Source organism: Arthrobacter pascens (assembly GCF_017052465.1).
Classification (GTDB): domain Bacteria; phylum Actinomycetota; class Actinomycetes; order Actinomycetales; family Micrococcaceae; genus Arthrobacter; species Arthrobacter pascens.
Genome location: NZ_JAFHKT010000142.1, coordinates 1 through 16,073 on the forward strand (window position 1 = coordinate 1; position 16,073 = coordinate 16,073).

The 16,073-nt window shown below is 66.4% G+C and carries 13 protein-coding genes and 2 pseudogenes; 5 read left to right on the top strand and 10 right to left on the bottom strand.

Translation table 11 applies throughout. The features are described 5' to 3' along the window. The 5 genes and pseudogenes from JYA52_RS12875 to JYA52_RS12895 form a co-directional block, all read right to left on the bottom strand. Positions 1-513 (bottom strand): annotated as a pseudogene (locus JYA52_RS12875) (HNH endonuclease signature motif containing protein); the annotation flags it as partial. A 91-nt stretch (positions 514-604) separates the two neighbouring features. After that, the gene (locus tag JYA52_RS12880; RefSeq protein WP_205653581.1) at positions 605-1,027 is read right to left on the bottom strand and encodes a DUF1622 domain-containing protein; all 423 of its coding nucleotides are present in this window, start codon (positions 1,025-1,027) and stop codon (positions 605-607) included. A 78-nt stretch (positions 1,028-1,105) separates the two neighbouring features. Next, positions 1,106-1,966, bottom strand: coding sequence for an SDR family oxidoreductase (locus JYA52_RS12885; RefSeq protein ID WP_205653582.1), 861 nt, complete (start codon positions 1,964-1,966; stop codon positions 1,106-1,108). Between the two features lie 64 nt (positions 1,967-2,030). Beyond that, positions 2,031-2,909: a nuclease-related domain-containing protein gene (locus tag JYA52_RS12890; protein WP_205653583.1), complete on the bottom strand. Its 879-nt coding sequence runs from the start codon at positions 2,907-2,909 to the stop codon at positions 2,031-2,033. 117 nt (positions 2,910-3,026) lie between these two features. Beyond that, positions 3,027-3,947 carry an MSMEG_6728 family protein gene (locus tag JYA52_RS12895; protein ID WP_205653584.1) on the bottom strand — a complete coding sequence of 307 codons (921 nt, stop codon included), beginning with the start codon at positions 3,945-3,947 and terminating at the stop codon, positions 3,027-3,029. A 267-nt stretch (positions 3,948-4,214) separates the two neighbouring features. Here JYA52_RS12895 and JYA52_RS12900 point away from each other — a divergent pair, with 267 nt between their 5' ends. Then, on the top strand, positions 4,215-4,742 hold the full coding sequence (locus tag JYA52_RS12900) for a hypothetical protein (RefSeq protein WP_205653611.1): 528 nt from the start codon (positions 4,215-4,217) through the stop codon (positions 4,740-4,742). Between the two features lie 234 nt (positions 4,743-4,976). Here JYA52_RS12900 and JYA52_RS12905 read toward each other — a convergent pair whose 3' ends face one another. Further along, positions 4,977-5,675 carry a transglycosylase family protein gene (locus tag JYA52_RS12905; protein ID WP_205653585.1) on the bottom strand — a complete coding sequence of 233 codons (699 nt, stop codon included), beginning with the start codon at positions 5,673-5,675 and terminating at the stop codon, positions 4,977-4,979. A 313-nt stretch (positions 5,676-5,988) separates the two neighbouring features. Continuing rightward, positions 5,989-8,619, bottom strand: a complete 2,631-nt coding sequence (locus JYA52_RS12910; RefSeq protein WP_205653586.1) for an excinuclease ABC subunit UvrA — start codon at positions 8,617-8,619, stop codon at positions 5,989-5,991. 132 nt (positions 8,620-8,751) lie between these two features. Between JYA52_RS12910 and JYA52_RS12915 the strand changes: the two genes are divergently transcribed. The 3 genes and pseudogenes from JYA52_RS12915 to JYA52_RS12925 form a co-directional block, all read left to right on the top strand. Then, positions 8,752-9,720 carry an adenosine deaminase gene (locus tag JYA52_RS12915; RefSeq protein WP_205653612.1) on the top strand — a complete coding sequence of 323 codons (969 nt, stop codon included), beginning with the start codon at positions 8,752-8,754 and terminating at the stop codon, positions 9,718-9,720. Between the two features lie 250 nt (positions 9,721-9,970). After that, positions 9,971-10,633 carry a hypothetical protein gene (locus JYA52_RS12920; RefSeq protein ID WP_205653587.1) on the top strand — a complete coding sequence of 221 codons (663 nt, stop codon included), beginning with the start codon at positions 9,971-9,973 and terminating at the stop codon, positions 10,631-10,633. A 140-nt stretch (positions 10,634-10,773) separates the two neighbouring features. After that, positions 10,774-11,055, top strand: a pseudogene (locus tag JYA52_RS12925) (adenosine deaminase); the annotation flags it as partial. A 33-nt stretch (positions 11,056-11,088) separates the two neighbouring features. Here the strand turns inward: JYA52_RS12925 and JYA52_RS12930 are convergent. After that, on the bottom strand, positions 11,089-11,694 hold the full coding sequence (locus tag JYA52_RS12930) for a hypothetical protein (protein WP_205653588.1): 606 nt from the start codon (positions 11,692-11,694) through the stop codon (positions 11,089-11,091). Between the two features lie 38 nt (positions 11,695-11,732). After that, a complete protein-coding gene (locus JYA52_RS12935; RefSeq protein ID WP_205653589.1) occupies positions 11,733-12,566 on the bottom strand; it encodes a CPBP family intramembrane glutamic endopeptidase in 834 nt (277 codons plus the stop codon). Positions 12,567-12,813: 247 nt separating this feature from the next. Here JYA52_RS12935 and JYA52_RS12940 point away from each other — a divergent pair, with 247 nt between their 5' ends. Then, positions 12,814-15,111 carry an FdhF/YdeP family oxidoreductase gene (locus tag JYA52_RS12940; RefSeq protein ID WP_205653590.1) on the top strand — a complete coding sequence of 766 codons (2,298 nt, stop codon included), beginning with the start codon at positions 12,814-12,816 and terminating at the stop codon, positions 15,109-15,111. 35 nt (positions 15,112-15,146) lie between these two features. Here the strand turns inward: JYA52_RS12940 and JYA52_RS12945 are convergent, their stop codons facing one another. Further along, entirely contained in the window at positions 15,147-16,040 is an 894-nt protein-coding gene (locus JYA52_RS12945; protein WP_205653591.1) for an SDR family oxidoreductase, read from the bottom strand. Positions 16,041-16,073: the final 33 nt, after the last annotated feature.

The window sequence follows — 16,073 nt, forward strand, 5'->3', positions numbered from 1 at the left end:
CCTTAGCCGCGTCTTGAGGAACTCCGCGGTGTTCCGGCACCCGTCATCGGCCGGATCGAAAACCGGGCCCGCGGAAACCGCTGGTCCGGGCGCCGAGGGTTCGGGCGCCGCCGGTTCGGTGCCCCAGCCGGTGGTCCAGCCTGTGGCCTTGCTCGTAGGGCCGGCGGCGTTGATCGCGGTGGTGCGGGTCCGGTCGACCGCGGCGGCGGAGAGCAGCTGCAGCTGCTCGACGCGGCGCGAAATCTCCTCGGCCACGTCGGCGAAGTCCGCAGCCTCCCGGAAACCGGCAACGGCCAGCTCGGCGGGCGCGGAGTCCACCGCCGATTCCAACACCGCCAGAGCCTGCCGCAGATCAACAGAAGCACCGCCGTCGGACGCCGAGCGATGACCACCAGAAGCCGAACCGGGAACGCTGCGGAGCCGGCGGCTCCCCAGCAGGGCAGCCGCACTGACGCCGGGCGTTACCGCCTGGCCTGCGGTGCGAACCGCTGCGTCTTCCCCAATGGCTTCCATAGGAAAACTCTGTCAGAGGGGTCTGACATTCTTAGGCCGTTAGGAAGGGTCGATGGAAGGAGGAGTTCTGACGGATGAACCGCTGACCTGCTTACGTCTCGGAGACAGCGGACTCGCGCTTCAACGAGCCACCATCTGGGCCGGGGCGGGACGAAGAAGGCTCCTTCTGCCAAGGCCAGCGGCCGGTGATTTCCAACTCCAGTGAGAAGCTCAGGAAGGTACGGATGAGGACGATGAGCCCCAGCACGCCGACACTTTCATAGGTCGGGGCCACAGCTACGGTGCGGATGATGTCCGCCGCCACGAGCAGTTCCAGTCCAAGCAGAATGGAGCGGCCGAGCAGTTGGCGGTAAGCGCGGTAAACGGACATCCGCTCGGCGTCTGCGGGCAGGCGTCGGGGCTGGTATCCACGCAACGCCATGGGGATCGAGACGACGGCGCCGATCACCATCACAGCTACGCCTGCAAAGTCCACGAGCCTGCCGACTGCTTCAATGATGTGCTGAAAATCCATCAGGCCCCCCTTGAATGTCTGTATCGTCCAGTCCGCAGGTTTGGTCCTGCCGGGCTCCACTTGCCGCTAGGGAACAGCCTACGGGTGACGCACGCCAACGCCCGCCAGGATGGCGCGATATCCCTCCCGGAACGTCGGATAGACAAAGGAGTAGCCCGTTCCGCGCAGCAACCTGTTGCTGCACCGCTTGTTGCCGCCGCGGCCGTCGCCGGCATTGCCCGACGGCGGGCCCTCGAGTCCCAGCTCTGCAGCCAGGAACCGCAGGACGTCACCGAGTTCGGCCGGGTCGTCGTCGACGCCCACATAGACGGGAGCGGGTTCATCGTCCATTGTGCACAGCTGAACGATGGCGCCGGCGGCGTCGTCACGGTGGATGCGGTTCGTATAGCGCGGCGTATCGGGGATCACGGCCGTCCCGTTGCGGACCTGGTCGATCAGCCTCGTGCGACCTGGACCGTAGATGCCTCCAAGACGGAGAACCATCGCGGCTGTTGGCGTTTCGCGCAGGCGCTCGTGGAGAAGATCCTCTGCCTCGCGGAGGACGCGGCCGGAGAAACTGCCAGGTATCGGCGTCGTGCTCTCGTCGACCCAACCGCCGCCGGCGTCGCCGTACACAGCGGTCGAGGAGACGAACAGAACGCGTCGTGGCGTAACGCCGTCGCGTTCGAGGGCGTCCAGGACATGCGTAACACCGCTCACGTAGGCCGTGCGGTAGGCGTCTTCGCTCGACGAATCAGCAGCAACAGCGATGACGACGGCGGTGGTGTCCGCCGGGATCGGCGGAAGGCCGGGGGAGCTCAGGTCTGCTGCGACGGCTTTTATGTCCGGCGGCAGTTTCGAAGGTGAGCGCCGCCAGCCCACCACTGTATGCCCGGCAGCGGTGAACCGCAGGCCGGCTTCGGTGCCCAGATCGCCGCAGCCGGCCACAAGGATAGTCATAAGTGCCAGTCTGCCAGCTCGCCCGGGGGCGCCGTAAACTGGCTGTCACTCGCGGCGGCCAGTGCTACGGGGCAATTTTGGCGACGGAAGGTGTGGGCCGAGGAACCGGCGGGGCCGGTTGCTGCAGCTGAGACAGCACGTTGAAGAAAATGCCGAGAAGAAAGACTGTCACCACCAACGGCAAGAGCATGCCCAGGCAGCCCGTGGGCCTCTTGCGGTTCGTGCCCCTCGGGCGCGTGAATGGGTGAACAGGAATCTGACGTTCACTGCGCCCGTGTGCAAGTGATGTTGCCGGTCCGGCGGTGAGCGAGAAGTCCGGGGCGCTGCTGGGCGCATTGCGCGTAGTCAGCAGCGGCGGACTCGTTCGCCCGGACAGCAGCTCCTTCAAATATTCGTGGATAACCTCCACGGTTACGGAGTCCAGCACAGCAGGGAGGGCGCAAACGGCGTCACCAAGGGTGTCCAGGCCTTGGATCTTTGCACCGCTGGCTGTCATGCCATGCATTGCTGGTTGTCCCACCATGCAAAGCCAGCCTTGGGCGTAGCGGCGGTGATGCGGTTCCAGCAGCGCGGCCACTGCGGCACATTGCTCGACTACGCCGGAGACCTCCCGCTCCCTGGAGAATCCATTCTGCCGGAGCACGCCGTCGCGGAGCTGCACGTTGCCGGACCAGTTCTTCGCGTCAACAACAATGACCCCGCCTGGACCGACGAGGACATGGTCTAGGTTGGCTTTGGGCCGTCCCGGCCAGCGTACGTCGTGCAGAACCCGCCAGCCTTGCGTCTGCAGCTCATCCAGTATGTGCGCGACCCGGGCCTCCCCTTCGGCGCCTGCCGTCCATGCCCGCTCCGCGCGTTCGGCGTGATCGAGCTGGAGCCGAAGCTTCGCCACACGCTCCGCTGCCAGGCGGGCCTGCTCCGCAGCCCCGTCGCCTGCCCCCATTTTGGTCCCCAATCCCTATACCGCGTGCCACCACGGCGAGGCGCACGAGGACCACTGTATTCGATCAGAACATCCCGGAGGACAGGCGTCCTCGGGTGTCAAGCAGGCTGCCGGTTGTCAGAGCGCAGGGACCGGGAAGAACACCCGCGGGTCCTGCAGCAGGGCCGGGTAGTCGAACGCGGAACGGTCGATGATCTCGGTGACTTTGAAGTTCCGCCCGAAGCGGCCGTCGTTGAGCGTGATGGGGCGCCCGAGGACCATGCCGACGGCGAACCTGCTGCCGCCCTCAAGGGGAACGGCCACGGGGGACTTGCCGGGAAGGGTGGAGAACGCCGCTTCTTGGCGCTGGCGTTTCCGCGACGGCTTCTTGACCTGCTGCTTGGGAGGCAACTTGCGGGCGACCTTCAGCGGACGGCGGGAGCCTGAGTCGGCGTAGACCGGTTGGTAGTCGTCCTCCGCGTTCCCTGCGCTGGCTGCCGCCTGGGCTGCACGACCCACAGCCGGCAGCCCTACTTTGTCCAGGCGCTCCGGGTCGATGTCGCCAACGTGTTCGCGAAGGATCCACAGGACATCGCCGTCAGGATCCTCGGGCAGGAACTCGTGGCGCGGCTCCGGCCAGACGTACTCAAGGTCCGGCTCGGTGTCGGGGAAAACCGGCGTGTAGAAGCGCGGGTCTTTCCTGATCAGGTTGGAGCGGTGGCTCAGGTGCAGCTCGGGGTCGCCCAGCCACGGCGGCATGGGGATCTTGGAAGCGTAATCGGGGTGCGCCGCCTGCGGGGCGAATTCGCGGATGTTGTCGCGGGTGTTGTCCGCGAAGCCACGCTTGGCCCATTCGTCGGCCATGGCCAGTCCGTACATGGTCAGGGCCGGAACGTAGCCCATCCACATGCGGATGGCGGGATGTGACTGCCAGCCGTACTCCGGGATCACCAGCGCACGGAGTGTTTGCAGCGCCTCGACGCGCTGCTTGCCGAGCCTGGCGGGGTCCAACGCAGCGGCGCTTTGCTGGAAATCGGGATAGGGAAGGAAGGTCTGCATCCTTTCAGTCTGAGGCCCCGCGCCTCATGTGCCAATTACGGTGTCACGGCCCACACGGTTTCCGTGTGACGGCCGCCGCAGCATGTTCACTATGTGGACTGATGCATACAGGGAGGGCGGGCAACCACTAAGATAGCCGAAACCCAAACAGCGTCTGGAAGCCTTCACATGACCCTCACCTCCCCTGCGCCGTTAGTAACCGCGCCCGCAGCATCGAAATCACACGCGTCACAGGCACCCCAGCCGTTCGTTCCGAAGTACGGCAAGATGCTTGATCCCGAGGCGAACGGCATCCTGGTTCTCGACGAGTTCACGCTGGATCCTGCGGCCGCTCGCAAGGAACAGCACGGCTTCCGTGCCGCGCTAGCGTCTGTCACGTTGACCCTTCGCCGGCTGGTTGCTCTCCGCCTCGTGATCGCTGTCGTGGCCATTGCGAATCTGCCGCTGTTCCTGATGTCGACCGGCTGGTGGATCTACGCGGTATCGCTGTCCGTGGTCATCGGAGTGCACTTGGCCGTGAACTGGCTGAACCGCCACGAGCCGCGCGTGAAGCAGCGCCACGAGCTGGAACTCCACCGGCACCGTGAGCGCAGCGCCAACTACCGCAAAGTCCGCGACGCCGTGAAGTTTGTCATTGACACGCCGTCGCGGATGAACGAGCACCTCTACCTCGAGCTGCTCCACGCCAAGCGCGTCGCCCTGCACCTCACCTCGGGCACCGTGGCCCTGCTGGATACGAGCGACGACGCCGCCTGGAAAGTGCGGATCGTCCGCGAACTGCCGGCTGCCGCCTGAGCGCGACTTACACACAACAACTTAGACAGCGACGCCGGGACGTCCTCCGCGAGGGGGCGTCCCGGCGTCGTACGTGCTTAACGCGGTAACGCCCGACGCCGGGAACTCACCTCGAAGAGGCGGGTCCCGGCGTCGGGCTGCTTAGCAACTTAAAGAGCAATGCCGTGCGCCCCGCAAACGGGGCGCACGGCATTGCTCTACAGACAGCCAGTTTACTGTCAGCAGGCCGCCTGATTAGGCGGGAAGCTGCAGAACCTGGCCAACGAACACCAGGTCGGGATCGGAGATCGAGTCGGCATTGGCGTCGGCAAGGCTCTGCCATCCGCCCGTCACGCCGAGCTTTTCAGCGATCTTGCTCAGGGTGTCGCCAGACTGAATGGTGTAGGTCTCGCCGCTCAGGGCTACGGGAGCCGCGTGCTTGGCGTGGGTCTGCACGGGGGCCGGTGCCTGAACGGGAGCCTGGACCGGAGCCTGGGCAACGGGAGCCGCCTGGACCTGGACGGGTGCTGCCTGGACCGGAGCGGCCTGAACCGGCGCGCTCTGCGGCTGGATCTGCGGAGCAGCTGCTCCACCGCCACCGCTCAGGCCGAGCTTGGCGGCGCAGGCAGGCCATGCGCCCCAGCCCTGTGTGGCCTGGACCTTCTCGGCTACAGCGATCTGCTGGGCGCGGGAGGCGTTTTCAGGCGCACCCGTGCCGCCGAAGCCGGCCCAGGTCTGCGGGGTGAACTGCAGGCCGCCGGAGAAACCGTTGCCGGTGTTGATGGCCCAGTTGCCGCCGCTCTCGCACTGCGCGAGGGCGTCCCAGGTGGAACCGCTGGTGGCGGTGGGGGCTGCGGCGTTGGCTGCGGTGGCGGACAGAGCCAGGCCAGCAGCGGAAACGGCGACAAGAGTTGCGCCGCGGCGCGCGGCAGTAGTGAAAGTGGACTTCTTCATGGTGGGATGCTCCTGAGGCCACCCGCGCTCGGTCCGTCCCCGGACGTTGTCGCGCTACCGCCCGCCCCTGACAAGCTAGAGGTCATTACGGTGTCCGCCGGCCGGGCAGTAACTGGTGGAGGCGGCACCGGGCATTCAAGGGGCCCGCATCGCGCGGGCATGTGTTCAACGGTAAGGCAGCCGGGCTCCGTTATCAAATCGAGATCATTCCTGGGAGTCGAGCCTGGACGAGCCGGCAGAGTGGGTGAGGACCGGATAAATGCCCCGTGCCTGTTCAGGGCGCCGGGGCCGGCCCAGCCCGGGCGCCCCTGCCTCAGGATTTCAGCGCTGAAGCCAGATAGGGCGCCGTCCGGCTGTCCTGTGAAAGCGCGACGGCGGCCGCTGTTCCGGCCGCGACGATCTCACCGCCGGCGTCGCCTCCGGCCGGGCCCAGATCGATGACCCAGTCGGCAGCGGCCACGACGTCCATTTCGTGTTCCACGACGACGACGGTATTGCCGGCGTCAACAAGGCGGTGGAGCTGCGCCATGAGCAACTGGACGTCCGCCGGGTGCAGCCCCGTGGTGGGTTCATCCAGCACATAGAGCGTGTGTCCCCGGCTGGCCCGCTGCAGTTCGGTGGCGAGCTTGATGCGCTGCGCCTCGCCGCCGGAGAGCTCCGTGGCCGGCTGGCCGAGCCGGAGATAGCCCAAACCCACTTCCCGCAAGGTCTGCAGGCTGCGCGCTGCGGAAGGAACGTCAGCCAGGAACTCGGAGGCGGCGTTCACCGTCATGCCCAGCACCTCGGCAACGTTCTTGCCGCGGTAGGTCACCTCCAGGGTTTCGGGGTTGTAGCGAGAACCCTGGCACTCCGGGCAGGGGCCGTAGCTGCCGGGCAGGAACAGCAGCTCCACGGCCACGAACCCCTCGCCCTGGCAGGTTTCGCAGCGCCCGCCGGCCACGTTGAAGGAGAACCGTCCGGCGCCGAAACCGCGGGACTTGGCCTCGTCCGTGGCGGCGAACTCCTTGCGGACCGCGTCGAAGAGTCCGGTGTAGGTGGCGAGGTTGGACCGCGGTGTGCGGCCGATCGGCTTCTGGTCCACCTTCACCAACCGGTCCACCCGGTCCAGGCCGGAGACAGGCCCGACCGTCAACGGCGCTGTGAGTCCGCCTGTGTCGTCACCCAGCGAGTCCGGCTCCGCACCGGAAGCAGGGCCGGAGTCCGTGCCGGCTCCGGCACTGGTGTCCGGGTGCAGCCTGGCTCCCACCACTTCGGCGAGCACCTGGCTGACCAGTGTCGACTTGCCCGAGCCGGAGACCCCTGTCACCGCGGTGAGGACGCCGAGCGGGAAATCGGCATCGAGTTCGCGCAGGTTGTGACGGCTGATGTCGCGCAGCTCCAGCCAGCCGTCCGGCTCGCGGCGGGCGCCGCGAGTACCGCCGTCGTCAGGACCGCCGTCGGCCCCCATCCCTGGCAGGGAACCGGCCCCGCCGGAACCGTTGCCGAACAGGAAGGGCCGGGTGACGGACTCCCCGACGTCGGCCAGGCCGGCCACGGGGCCGCTGTAAAGCACTTCGCCGCCGCCCTCGCCGGCACGCGGACCCACGTCCACCAGCCAGTCGGCGCGGCGCACCACGTCCATGTTGTGCTCCACCACGAACACTGAGTTGCCGGAGGACTTGAGCTGGTCGAGGACAGCCAGCAGGGGTTCGGCATCGGCGGGATGCAGGCCGGCGGAGGGCTCGTCCAGCACGTAGATCACGCCGAACAACCCGGAGCGCAGTTGGGTCGCTATGCGAAGCCGCTGCATTTCGCCGGGGGAGAGGGTCGGCGTGGAGCGTCCCAGCGCCAGGTAGCCGAGGCCGAGGTCCAGCAGCACCGTGATCCGCTGCAGCAGGTCACGCGTGATGGCGACAGCAACCTCATTGAGTTCACCCGAAGTCTGCTTGCGCGATGCGGTGGCCGACTCTGTCAGTTCGGTGGTGGGCCTGATGATGTCGGCGAGTTCGGCCATGGGCACGGCGTTCAGGTCGGCGATGGTGTGACCGGCGAAGGTCACGGCCAGCGCGTCTGGGGTCAGGCCCGTGCCCCCGCAGCGGGGACACGGCCCGGTTTCCATGAACTTCAGCACCCGCTCGCGCATGGTGTTGCTTTTGGAGTCGGCAAGGGTGTGCAGGACGTAGCTCTTCGCGCTCCAGAACCGTCCCTTGTAGGGCTTGGCGACGCGGTCGCGCTGGGGCGTCACCTCCACCACCGGCTGTTCCTCGGTGAAGAGGATCCAGTCGCGGTGCTTCTTGGGCAGCTTCCGCCAGGGCGTGTCAACGTCGTAGCCGAGGTGGGTGAGGATGTCGCGCAGGTTCTTGCCCTGCCATGCGCCGGGCCACGCGGCGACGGCCCCTTCACGGATGGTGAGGGACTCGTCCGGAACCAGGGATTTCTCGCTGACGGTGTGGGCGATGCCCAGGCCGTGGCATTCCGGGCAGGCGCCGGCGGCGGTGTTGGGTGAGAAAGCGTCCGAGTCCAGTTGCGCCGACCCGTCCGGGTACGTCCCGGCGCGGGAAAACAGCATGCGCAGGGAGTTCGAGAGGGTGGTGACGGTGCCCACCGTCGAACGGCTGCTGGGGGTGCCGCGGCGCTGTTGTAGTGCGACGGCGGGTGGCAGCCCGGTGATCATCTCCACCTTGGGGTTGTGCCCCTGCTGGATGAGGCGGCGGGCGTACGGCGCCACGGATTCGAAATAGCGGCGCTGTGCCTCGGCGTAAATGGTCCCGAACGCCAGCGAGGACTTGCCGGAGCCGGAGACGCCGGTGAAGGCGACGATGGCGTCGCGCGGGACGTCTACGTCCACGTTGCGCAGGTTGTTCTCGCGGGCGCCGCGCACCCGCACAAAGCCGTCGGCAGGGTGGTCGAGTAAGAGGCCCGGCGCCAGATCCGGCAGACGGGCAGCGTGCTGTTCACTTCGCATCCATTCGACTCTAGCGGTGATGTCCGGCCCGGGGACTATTCTTGCGGTGTGAACACTTATGACGGTGCCGCCGAACCGGCCGATCTAGCCCCACTTCCCAACGAATCGGACGGCCAGGCAGCACCGCCGGTCATGCCCTTGGCCGAATTGCACCTGCACATCGAAGGGACCCTGGAACCCGGACTGATCTTCGCGCTCGCCGAGCGCAACGGTATTGAGCTTCCGTATGCAGATTTGGATGAGCTGCGGGCGAGGTACGAATTCACGGATCTGCAGTCGTTCCTGGATCTCTACTACGCCAATATGGCGGTGCTGCGGACGGAAGCGGATTTCGCGGACATGACCCGCGCCTACCTGCGCCGGGCGGCCGCCGCCGGGGTGCGGCACGCGGAAATCATGCTGGATCCCCAGGCGCACCTGTCCCGCGGGGTTTCGCTGGAGACCTGCGTCAACGGTGTGGCCTCCGTCCTCGCCTCCTCGCAGGACGAGTTCGGGATTTCCACGCTGCTGGTCGCGGCCTTCCTGCGCGACCTGTCCGAGGAGTCGGCGCTGGAGGTTCTCGAAGCGCTGTTGGCGATGAACGCGCCGATTGCCGGCATCGGGCTGGATTCGGCCGAGGTGGGCAATCCGCCGGCCAAGTTCGAGCGGCTGTTTGCGCGGGCCGGCGAAGCAGGCCTGCGCAAGATCGCCCACGCAGGCGAGGAGGGACCGCCGTCGTACATTATCGAAGCGCTTGACGTCCTGGGCGTCGAACGCGTTGACCACGGCATCCGGTGCATGGAGGACCCCGAGCTCGTGGAGCGGCTGGTGGCGGACCGCGTGCCGCTGACGGTCTGCCCGCTGTCCAATGTGCGGCTCCGTGCCGTGGACAAGCTGGCCGACCACCCGCTCCCGGCGATGCTGGCCGCAGGGCTGAACGTGTGTGTGAACTCGGATGATCCGGCCTATTTCGGCGGTTACGTGGATGACAACTTCGCCCAGCTGGAGTCGGTGCTGGGGCTGTCCGAATTCGACCGCGTCCGGCTGGCTGCCAACTCGATCAGTTCCTCTTTCGCCTCGGACGAGCGCAAGGCGGAGCTGCTGGCCGAGCTATCGGGCTAAGGGCCGCCGGTGCGGACATGCAATCGCACATGTGACATCCCCGATTGAGGCGGCCCGCTGTGAATTGGCCTCCCCGCGTCGGGCAATGTTACGTTTAGGTCACCGGTTGGCGCCACGCCCTTCAGGGCGTCCTGAATGCCGTCTTGTGTGGTAAGTGCGAGGCGTGAGCGCAGACCGTAACTGACATCGGCAGGACTTTGTCCCCCCATCGGACTGCCGTTTCCGCACTCCCCACAGAGGCTTTATCACCATGCCCAGGAAAAACCTGCTGGCCATCAGCATGCTCTCGGTCCTACTCGCTACGCCGGCATGTAGTGCCGGGGCCGACGCCCAGAACCCATCCTCACAGTCTGCGGTCTCGGCCGGCACCGGTGCGGAGGCCAACTCCGGTTCCACGTACACCGATATATCTTCGGACGTAGGCGTTTCCCAGAGGGCGGCGGCCGAGAAAGCCAGGATCGCGGCCAAGGCCAGGGAAGCAGCGGGGGGGAAGGCCAAGGTTGACGCGGCCGGGAAGGGCGCGCCGGCGGAGAAGGCCAAGGTTGACGCCGTCAAGAAGGAAGCGGCGGCGGCGAAGGCCAAAGCCGCCGCAGCCAAGAATGAAGCCGCAGCCAAGAAGGCAGCTGGGGAGGCTGCAGCCAGGAAGCCGGGAGCCGGCAAGGCGCCCGTGCCGGTTCCGAAGCCGCCGCTGGTGACCCCCAAAGTTCCGAAGCTGCCGGTTGTAATCCCCACGGTTCCGAATCTGCGGGAGGTAACCCCCACGGTTCCGGATCTGCGGGAGGTAACCCCCACGCTTCCGGATCTGCGGAAGGTAACCCCTACAATTCCAAACTCCGCCCAAGCGCAGGTTGGACCGGCGTCGTCCTTCGAAAGGATCGTCGAGACCGCCCACACAACTGCCTCTACGAGGTAAGTCGATCTTGTCAGCAGTGCGGGGACCGGCCAACTGGCCGGTCCCCGCATTTTTGGGCGCCGGTGTGCGTGTGTCGTCGGCATGAGGCGAATTGCTTGCAGCCATCTCCCAGACCTGCTAGTCCTGCGACAGGGGCAGCGCTGTTGGCGATAAACGCGCCGATTGCCGGCATCGGACTGGATTCCGCGGAGAAAGTTCGAGCGGCTGTTTGCGCGGGCCGGCGAAGCAGGCCTGCGGAGGAGTGCCCACGCAGGCGAGGAGGGGCCGGCGTCGTACATCATCGAGGCGCTCGACGTCCTGGGCATGGAACGCGTTGACCACGTATCCGGTGCATGGATGACCCCGAGCTGGTGGAGCGGCTGGTGGCGGACCGCGTGCCGCTGACGGTTTGCCCGCTCTCCAACGTCAGGCTCCGGGCGGTAGCGGAGCAGCGCAAGGCGGAGCTGCTCGCGGAATTATCGCGCTGAGGGCCACCGGTGCGGCGTTCCGCGCCAGATCCACCAGCCGAGGGCGGCCATGGCTAGCCCGATCGGGATTCCGTAGGGCGGCAGGCCGGCGTTGAAGCCGAGGACGCCGGCGACGATGAACGCAATGCCTGCCCAGGCTGGGAACATGCGCGTCCGCCAGCCGGCGATGCCGAAGACCATCCAGCCGAGGGCAAACAGCACGTAGCTGGACAGGCCGCCGACCGCCAGCATGCCGGAGCCGCCGGCGAGAATGGCTCCGGGCGCGACGTCGGCTATCCATGGGGCCGCGAAACCGTCGAACCACATGTTGCCGGCCATGTCCAGGGTGCCCACGAGCGCGAAGCAGAAGCCGACGGCGCCGAGGCCGCCGGTGCGCGCGGCATAGCGGAGGTAGACGGATGCCAGGGCGAGGACGAGCCCGACGAAGACCACCCAGTACAGTGCGTTGGCCACCACGAACGGCGTCTGGCGCATCATGTCGATCCGGTCCAGGCTGCGGTCGGCGGTGAGAAGGCGTGCCACGTCCACGGCGGCGAAGGCGAGGCCGGCCACCAAGGCGATCGGGCCGGCGGCTGAAGCGAGTGGCGAGGACATTTTTCCTCCTTGGCGTTTCGGGGCTACATGTTTCGGGGCTACATGGGGCGCATCTTGAGGGAGAAGGGCCCGACGGCGGTGGCCGAGCGGGGTGCCTTTCGCCAGGTTTTCCGGTCGAAGAAGACGGTGGCCAGCACCGCGGCCAGCACCACGGCGAAGTAGATCAGTTCTGCGCGGTCCGCGGCCGCACCGGCGAAGCCGAAGGAACCGACGGTGAAGGTGCCCTGGCTGTTGTGGAACAGGTAGGTCAGCAGGACGCTGCCGCCCGTGCGGTTGAAGAGCCACACGTACAGGAAGGTGATGATGAACGTCGTCGGCAGTCCGATGGGGCTTAGGCCGTTGAAGAGGATGAGCGGCAGGTGCCAGAACGCCACCAGGACGCCCAGGATCGCCGCGGAGTGGAGCGGTGGCCGGGTGGCCTGCAGCACGGGGAGGGCGTAGCCGCGGAAGCCCGGTTCTTCGCCCAGCGGCCCGTCCATGGGATTCACGAGACGGACCGCGAACACCGTCAGCAGTCCGCTCCAGGACAGGTCCGTGAGGCGCGGCGCGGATGCGCCCAGTGCGATGTTGATGTACCCCGTGGCGAGGGCCAGCAGCGCGGGAAGCAGAAGCGCGACGGCGTACCAGACCCAGCCCACGCGCCACCGGACCAGCCGCCGGGCCCACGCACGGAACCCGCGCCTGCCTTCGGCCAGGGCGATCACAATGACCGCAGCCGCTAACGGTGCCACGGGCAGAAACTCCATGCGCGGCATCAGCCCCGCCGCGTAGAGCGGCCACGAGGACCACGCAATGGCGTAGGCGAGGACGAAGAATGCCAAGAGCCTGTGGTTCTTAAGCCAGTGGTTTTTATGCCAGATGCTGGAACGCATGGCGGCTCCAAACGATCAGTGCGTGGTGCTCCATTGTCTGCCCGTTCTGCGCAGGGGCGCCAGAGAGGAGGCCTTCGGCGGGGGTCTGCCCCCGCGGGCGCCCGTGCGGCTGCCTGCGCCCGCAAGCGGAATGCTTGCAGCCGCTTCCCATACCTGCTAGTCCTGTGACAGAGGCAACACATCGGTGTGTGTGCCGGGCCCTAAGCAGCAGGACCCAGACTATGAAGCGAGTCGAGGAGAGTGCAGCATGCCGCGCAAGAACCCGCGGGTGGAAGAGGCTGACGAAAAGGACCTTGAGGTCAGCGGGCCGAAGGAATGGGCCGCCGGCATGCCCGGTGTCCTGCACTCGATCCAGCCGGCGCTAAAACATATGGGCGTGAGCCGGACCGAGAAAACGCTTCTGGCCCTGAACCAGAAGGACGGCTTCGACTGCATGAGCTGCGCGTGGCCGGATCCCGGGCACCGGAAGACGTTCGAGTTCTGTGAGAACGGGGCCAAGGCCGTCACCTGGGAAGCCACGCCGGTGGTGGTGGCGTCGGAATTCTGGGCGGAGCACCCGGTCAGCGAACTGCGGCAAAAGCCCGAGTACTGGCTGGGGATGCAGGGCCGCCTGACGGAACCGGTCTACAAGCCTGCGGGGGAGGACCACTACCGGCCGGTCAGCTGGGATGAGGCGTTCAGGATTCTGGGCGACAAGCTCAACGGCCTGGCCAGCCCGGACGAGGCTGCCTTCTACACGAGCGGCCGGACGTCCAATGAGGCTGCCTTCATCTACCAGCTGTTCGTGCGGGCCTACGGAACCAACAACCTGCCGGACTGCTCCAATATGTGCCACGAATCGTCCGGATGGGCCATGGGGCAGACCATCGGGGTCGGCAAGGCCACCATCACCTACGACGATTTTGCCAAGGCGCAGCTGATCATCATCATGGGCCAGAACCCGGGCACCAACCACCCGCGGATGCTCACCGCACTAGAGGAAGCCAAGGAAGCCGGCTGCACGATCGCCGCGGTCAATCCGCTCCCGGAAGCCGGACTTATGCGGTACAAGAACCCTCAGAAGATCAAGGGAATCATCGGGCACGGCACGGAACTGGCGGACCAGTACCTGCAGATCCGCGTTGGTGGAGACATGGCCCTGCTGCAGGCCATCTCCAAGCGGGTCCTCGAAGCTGAGGCCAAGAACCCCGGAACCGTGCTGGACCACGAGTTCCTTGGGGCGCACTGCCAGGGGTTGGAGGATCTCAAGGAGCATTTGGCGCAGCTGGAAGAGGAAACCGTCCTCGAGGCCACCGGCCTGCGCAGTGACGAGATCGACGAACTGGCTGCCCGTTATCTGAAGGCGGACAGGGTCATCATCACCTGGGCCATGGGCATCACCCAGCACAAAAAGGCTGTCGCCACCATCAAGGAGATCATCAATCTTCTCCTGCTGCGCGGCAACATCGGCAAGCCGGGCGCGGGCGCCTCGCCCATCCGCGGCCACAGCAATGTCCAGGGGGACCGCACCATGGGCATTTGGGAGCAGATGCCCCCCGCCTTCCTGGACGCCCTCGGCAAGGAATTCGATTTTGAGCCGCCACGTGAGCGCGGCCTGGACGCCGTGCAGACCATCGGGAAAATGCGCGACGGCGGGATCAAGGTCTTCGCGGCGCTCGGAGGCAACCTTGTGGCCGCCATTTCGGACACCCACGCCGCCGAGGCCGCCATGGAAAACACGGACCTGACAGTGCAGATCTCCACCAAGCTCAACCGCTCGCACACGGTGACCGGCAAGGAGGCGCTGATCCTGCCCACTATGGGACGGACGGAGATCGACATGCAGGCCTCGGGGTCGCAGTTCGTCTCGGTGGAGGACACCGTCTGCGCCGTGCACGCCTCCGAGGGCAAGGTGAGGCCGGTGGCGCCGAACCTGCTGTCCGAGGTGGCCATCGTGTGCCGCCTGGCCCGGGAGACGGTGGCTGGACGGACGAGCGCTGACTGGGAAGGATTCGAAAAGAACTATGACCTCATCCGCGACCACATTTCCCACGTGGTGGCCGGATGCGAAAGCTACAACGACAAGATCCGGCAGCGGGGCGGCTTTGTCCTTCCCAACGGCCCGCGGGATTCGCGCACCTTCCCCACACCCACCGGAAAGGCCATGCTGACGGTCAACCACCTGGAGCACGTGGAACGGCCGGCAGGAACGCTGATCCTGCAGTCCGTGCGCTCCCACGACCAGTTCAACACCACCATTTACGGCTACAACGACCGGTACCGGGGCATCAAGAAGGGCAGGGACGTTGTCTTCGTCAGCCCCGAGGACATTGCCGAACTTGGCCTGAGCGACGGCCAGTTCGTCGACCTGCACGGTGTGTATGAGGACAACGTGGACCGGGTGATGCGCAAGCTGCGCGTGGTCTCCTACCCCACGGCCCAGGGCTGCGCCGCCACGTACTATCCCGAAGCCAACGTGCTGGTTCCGCTGGACAGCGTGGCGGAGGGCAGCAACACGCCGGCGTCGAAAGCCGTGATTGTGAGGCTGGAACCCAGCACGGCCTAGTTCCTGTTTAGTGGGTTGCTACGGCGTAGGGGTTGCTACGGCGTCGGGCTGCCGCCGTTGACGTTGAGCGTTTCACCCACGACGAAGCTGGACTCCGCGGAGGCGAGGAACACGTACGCCGGAGCCAGTTCCGCGGGCTGGCCTGCCCGGCCCAAGGGAGTGTTCTTGCCGAACTCGGGCAGCGCTTCCTTCGGCTGGCCGCTGCTGACCTGCAGCGGCGTCCAGATTGGCCCCGGGGCCACGGCATTGACCCGGATTCCCTTCGGCGCCAGCTGCTGGGCCAGTCCCTTGGTGAAGTTGTTGATGCTGGCCTTCGTCGTTGCGTAATCCACGAGGGTGGGCGACGGGTTGTACGCCTGGATCGACGTCGTGTTGATGATGGTGGAACCAGCCGGCAGATGCGGAATGGCGGCCTTGGTCAGCCAAAACATGGCGTAGACGTTGGTCTTCAGCGTGTGGTCGAACTGTTCGTCGGTGATGTCGCCGATGTCCTCCTGGGCTACCTGCTTGCCGGCATTGTTCACTAGGATGTCCAGGCCGCCCAGTTCGCGGATGGCGGTGTCCACAAGCTCGCGGCAGGTGTCGGAGTCCTTGAGGTCGCCCGGAACCTTCACGGCCTTGCGGCCAGCTTTCTCGATCAGATTGGCGATCCGGGCTGCGTCCTCTTCCTCCTCGGGGAGGTAGGACATGACGACGTCGGCACCCTCGCGTGCGAACGCAATGGCCGTGGCGGCGCCGATTCCCGAGTCTGCCCCGGTGACGATGGCCTTGCGGCCGTCGAGCCGGCCGGTCCCGCGGTAGCTATCCTCGCCCAGGTCGGCCTTGGGTGTCAGCTTGGCGTCGAGGCCCGGTTCGGGCTGGTGCTGCTTTGGGGGCTCGATGTGTTCGTAGGCCGTGACGGGATTCTTGAACGTGTACTGATCAGTCATGGTGCTCCTCCTGATATCGGGGGTGATCATGGA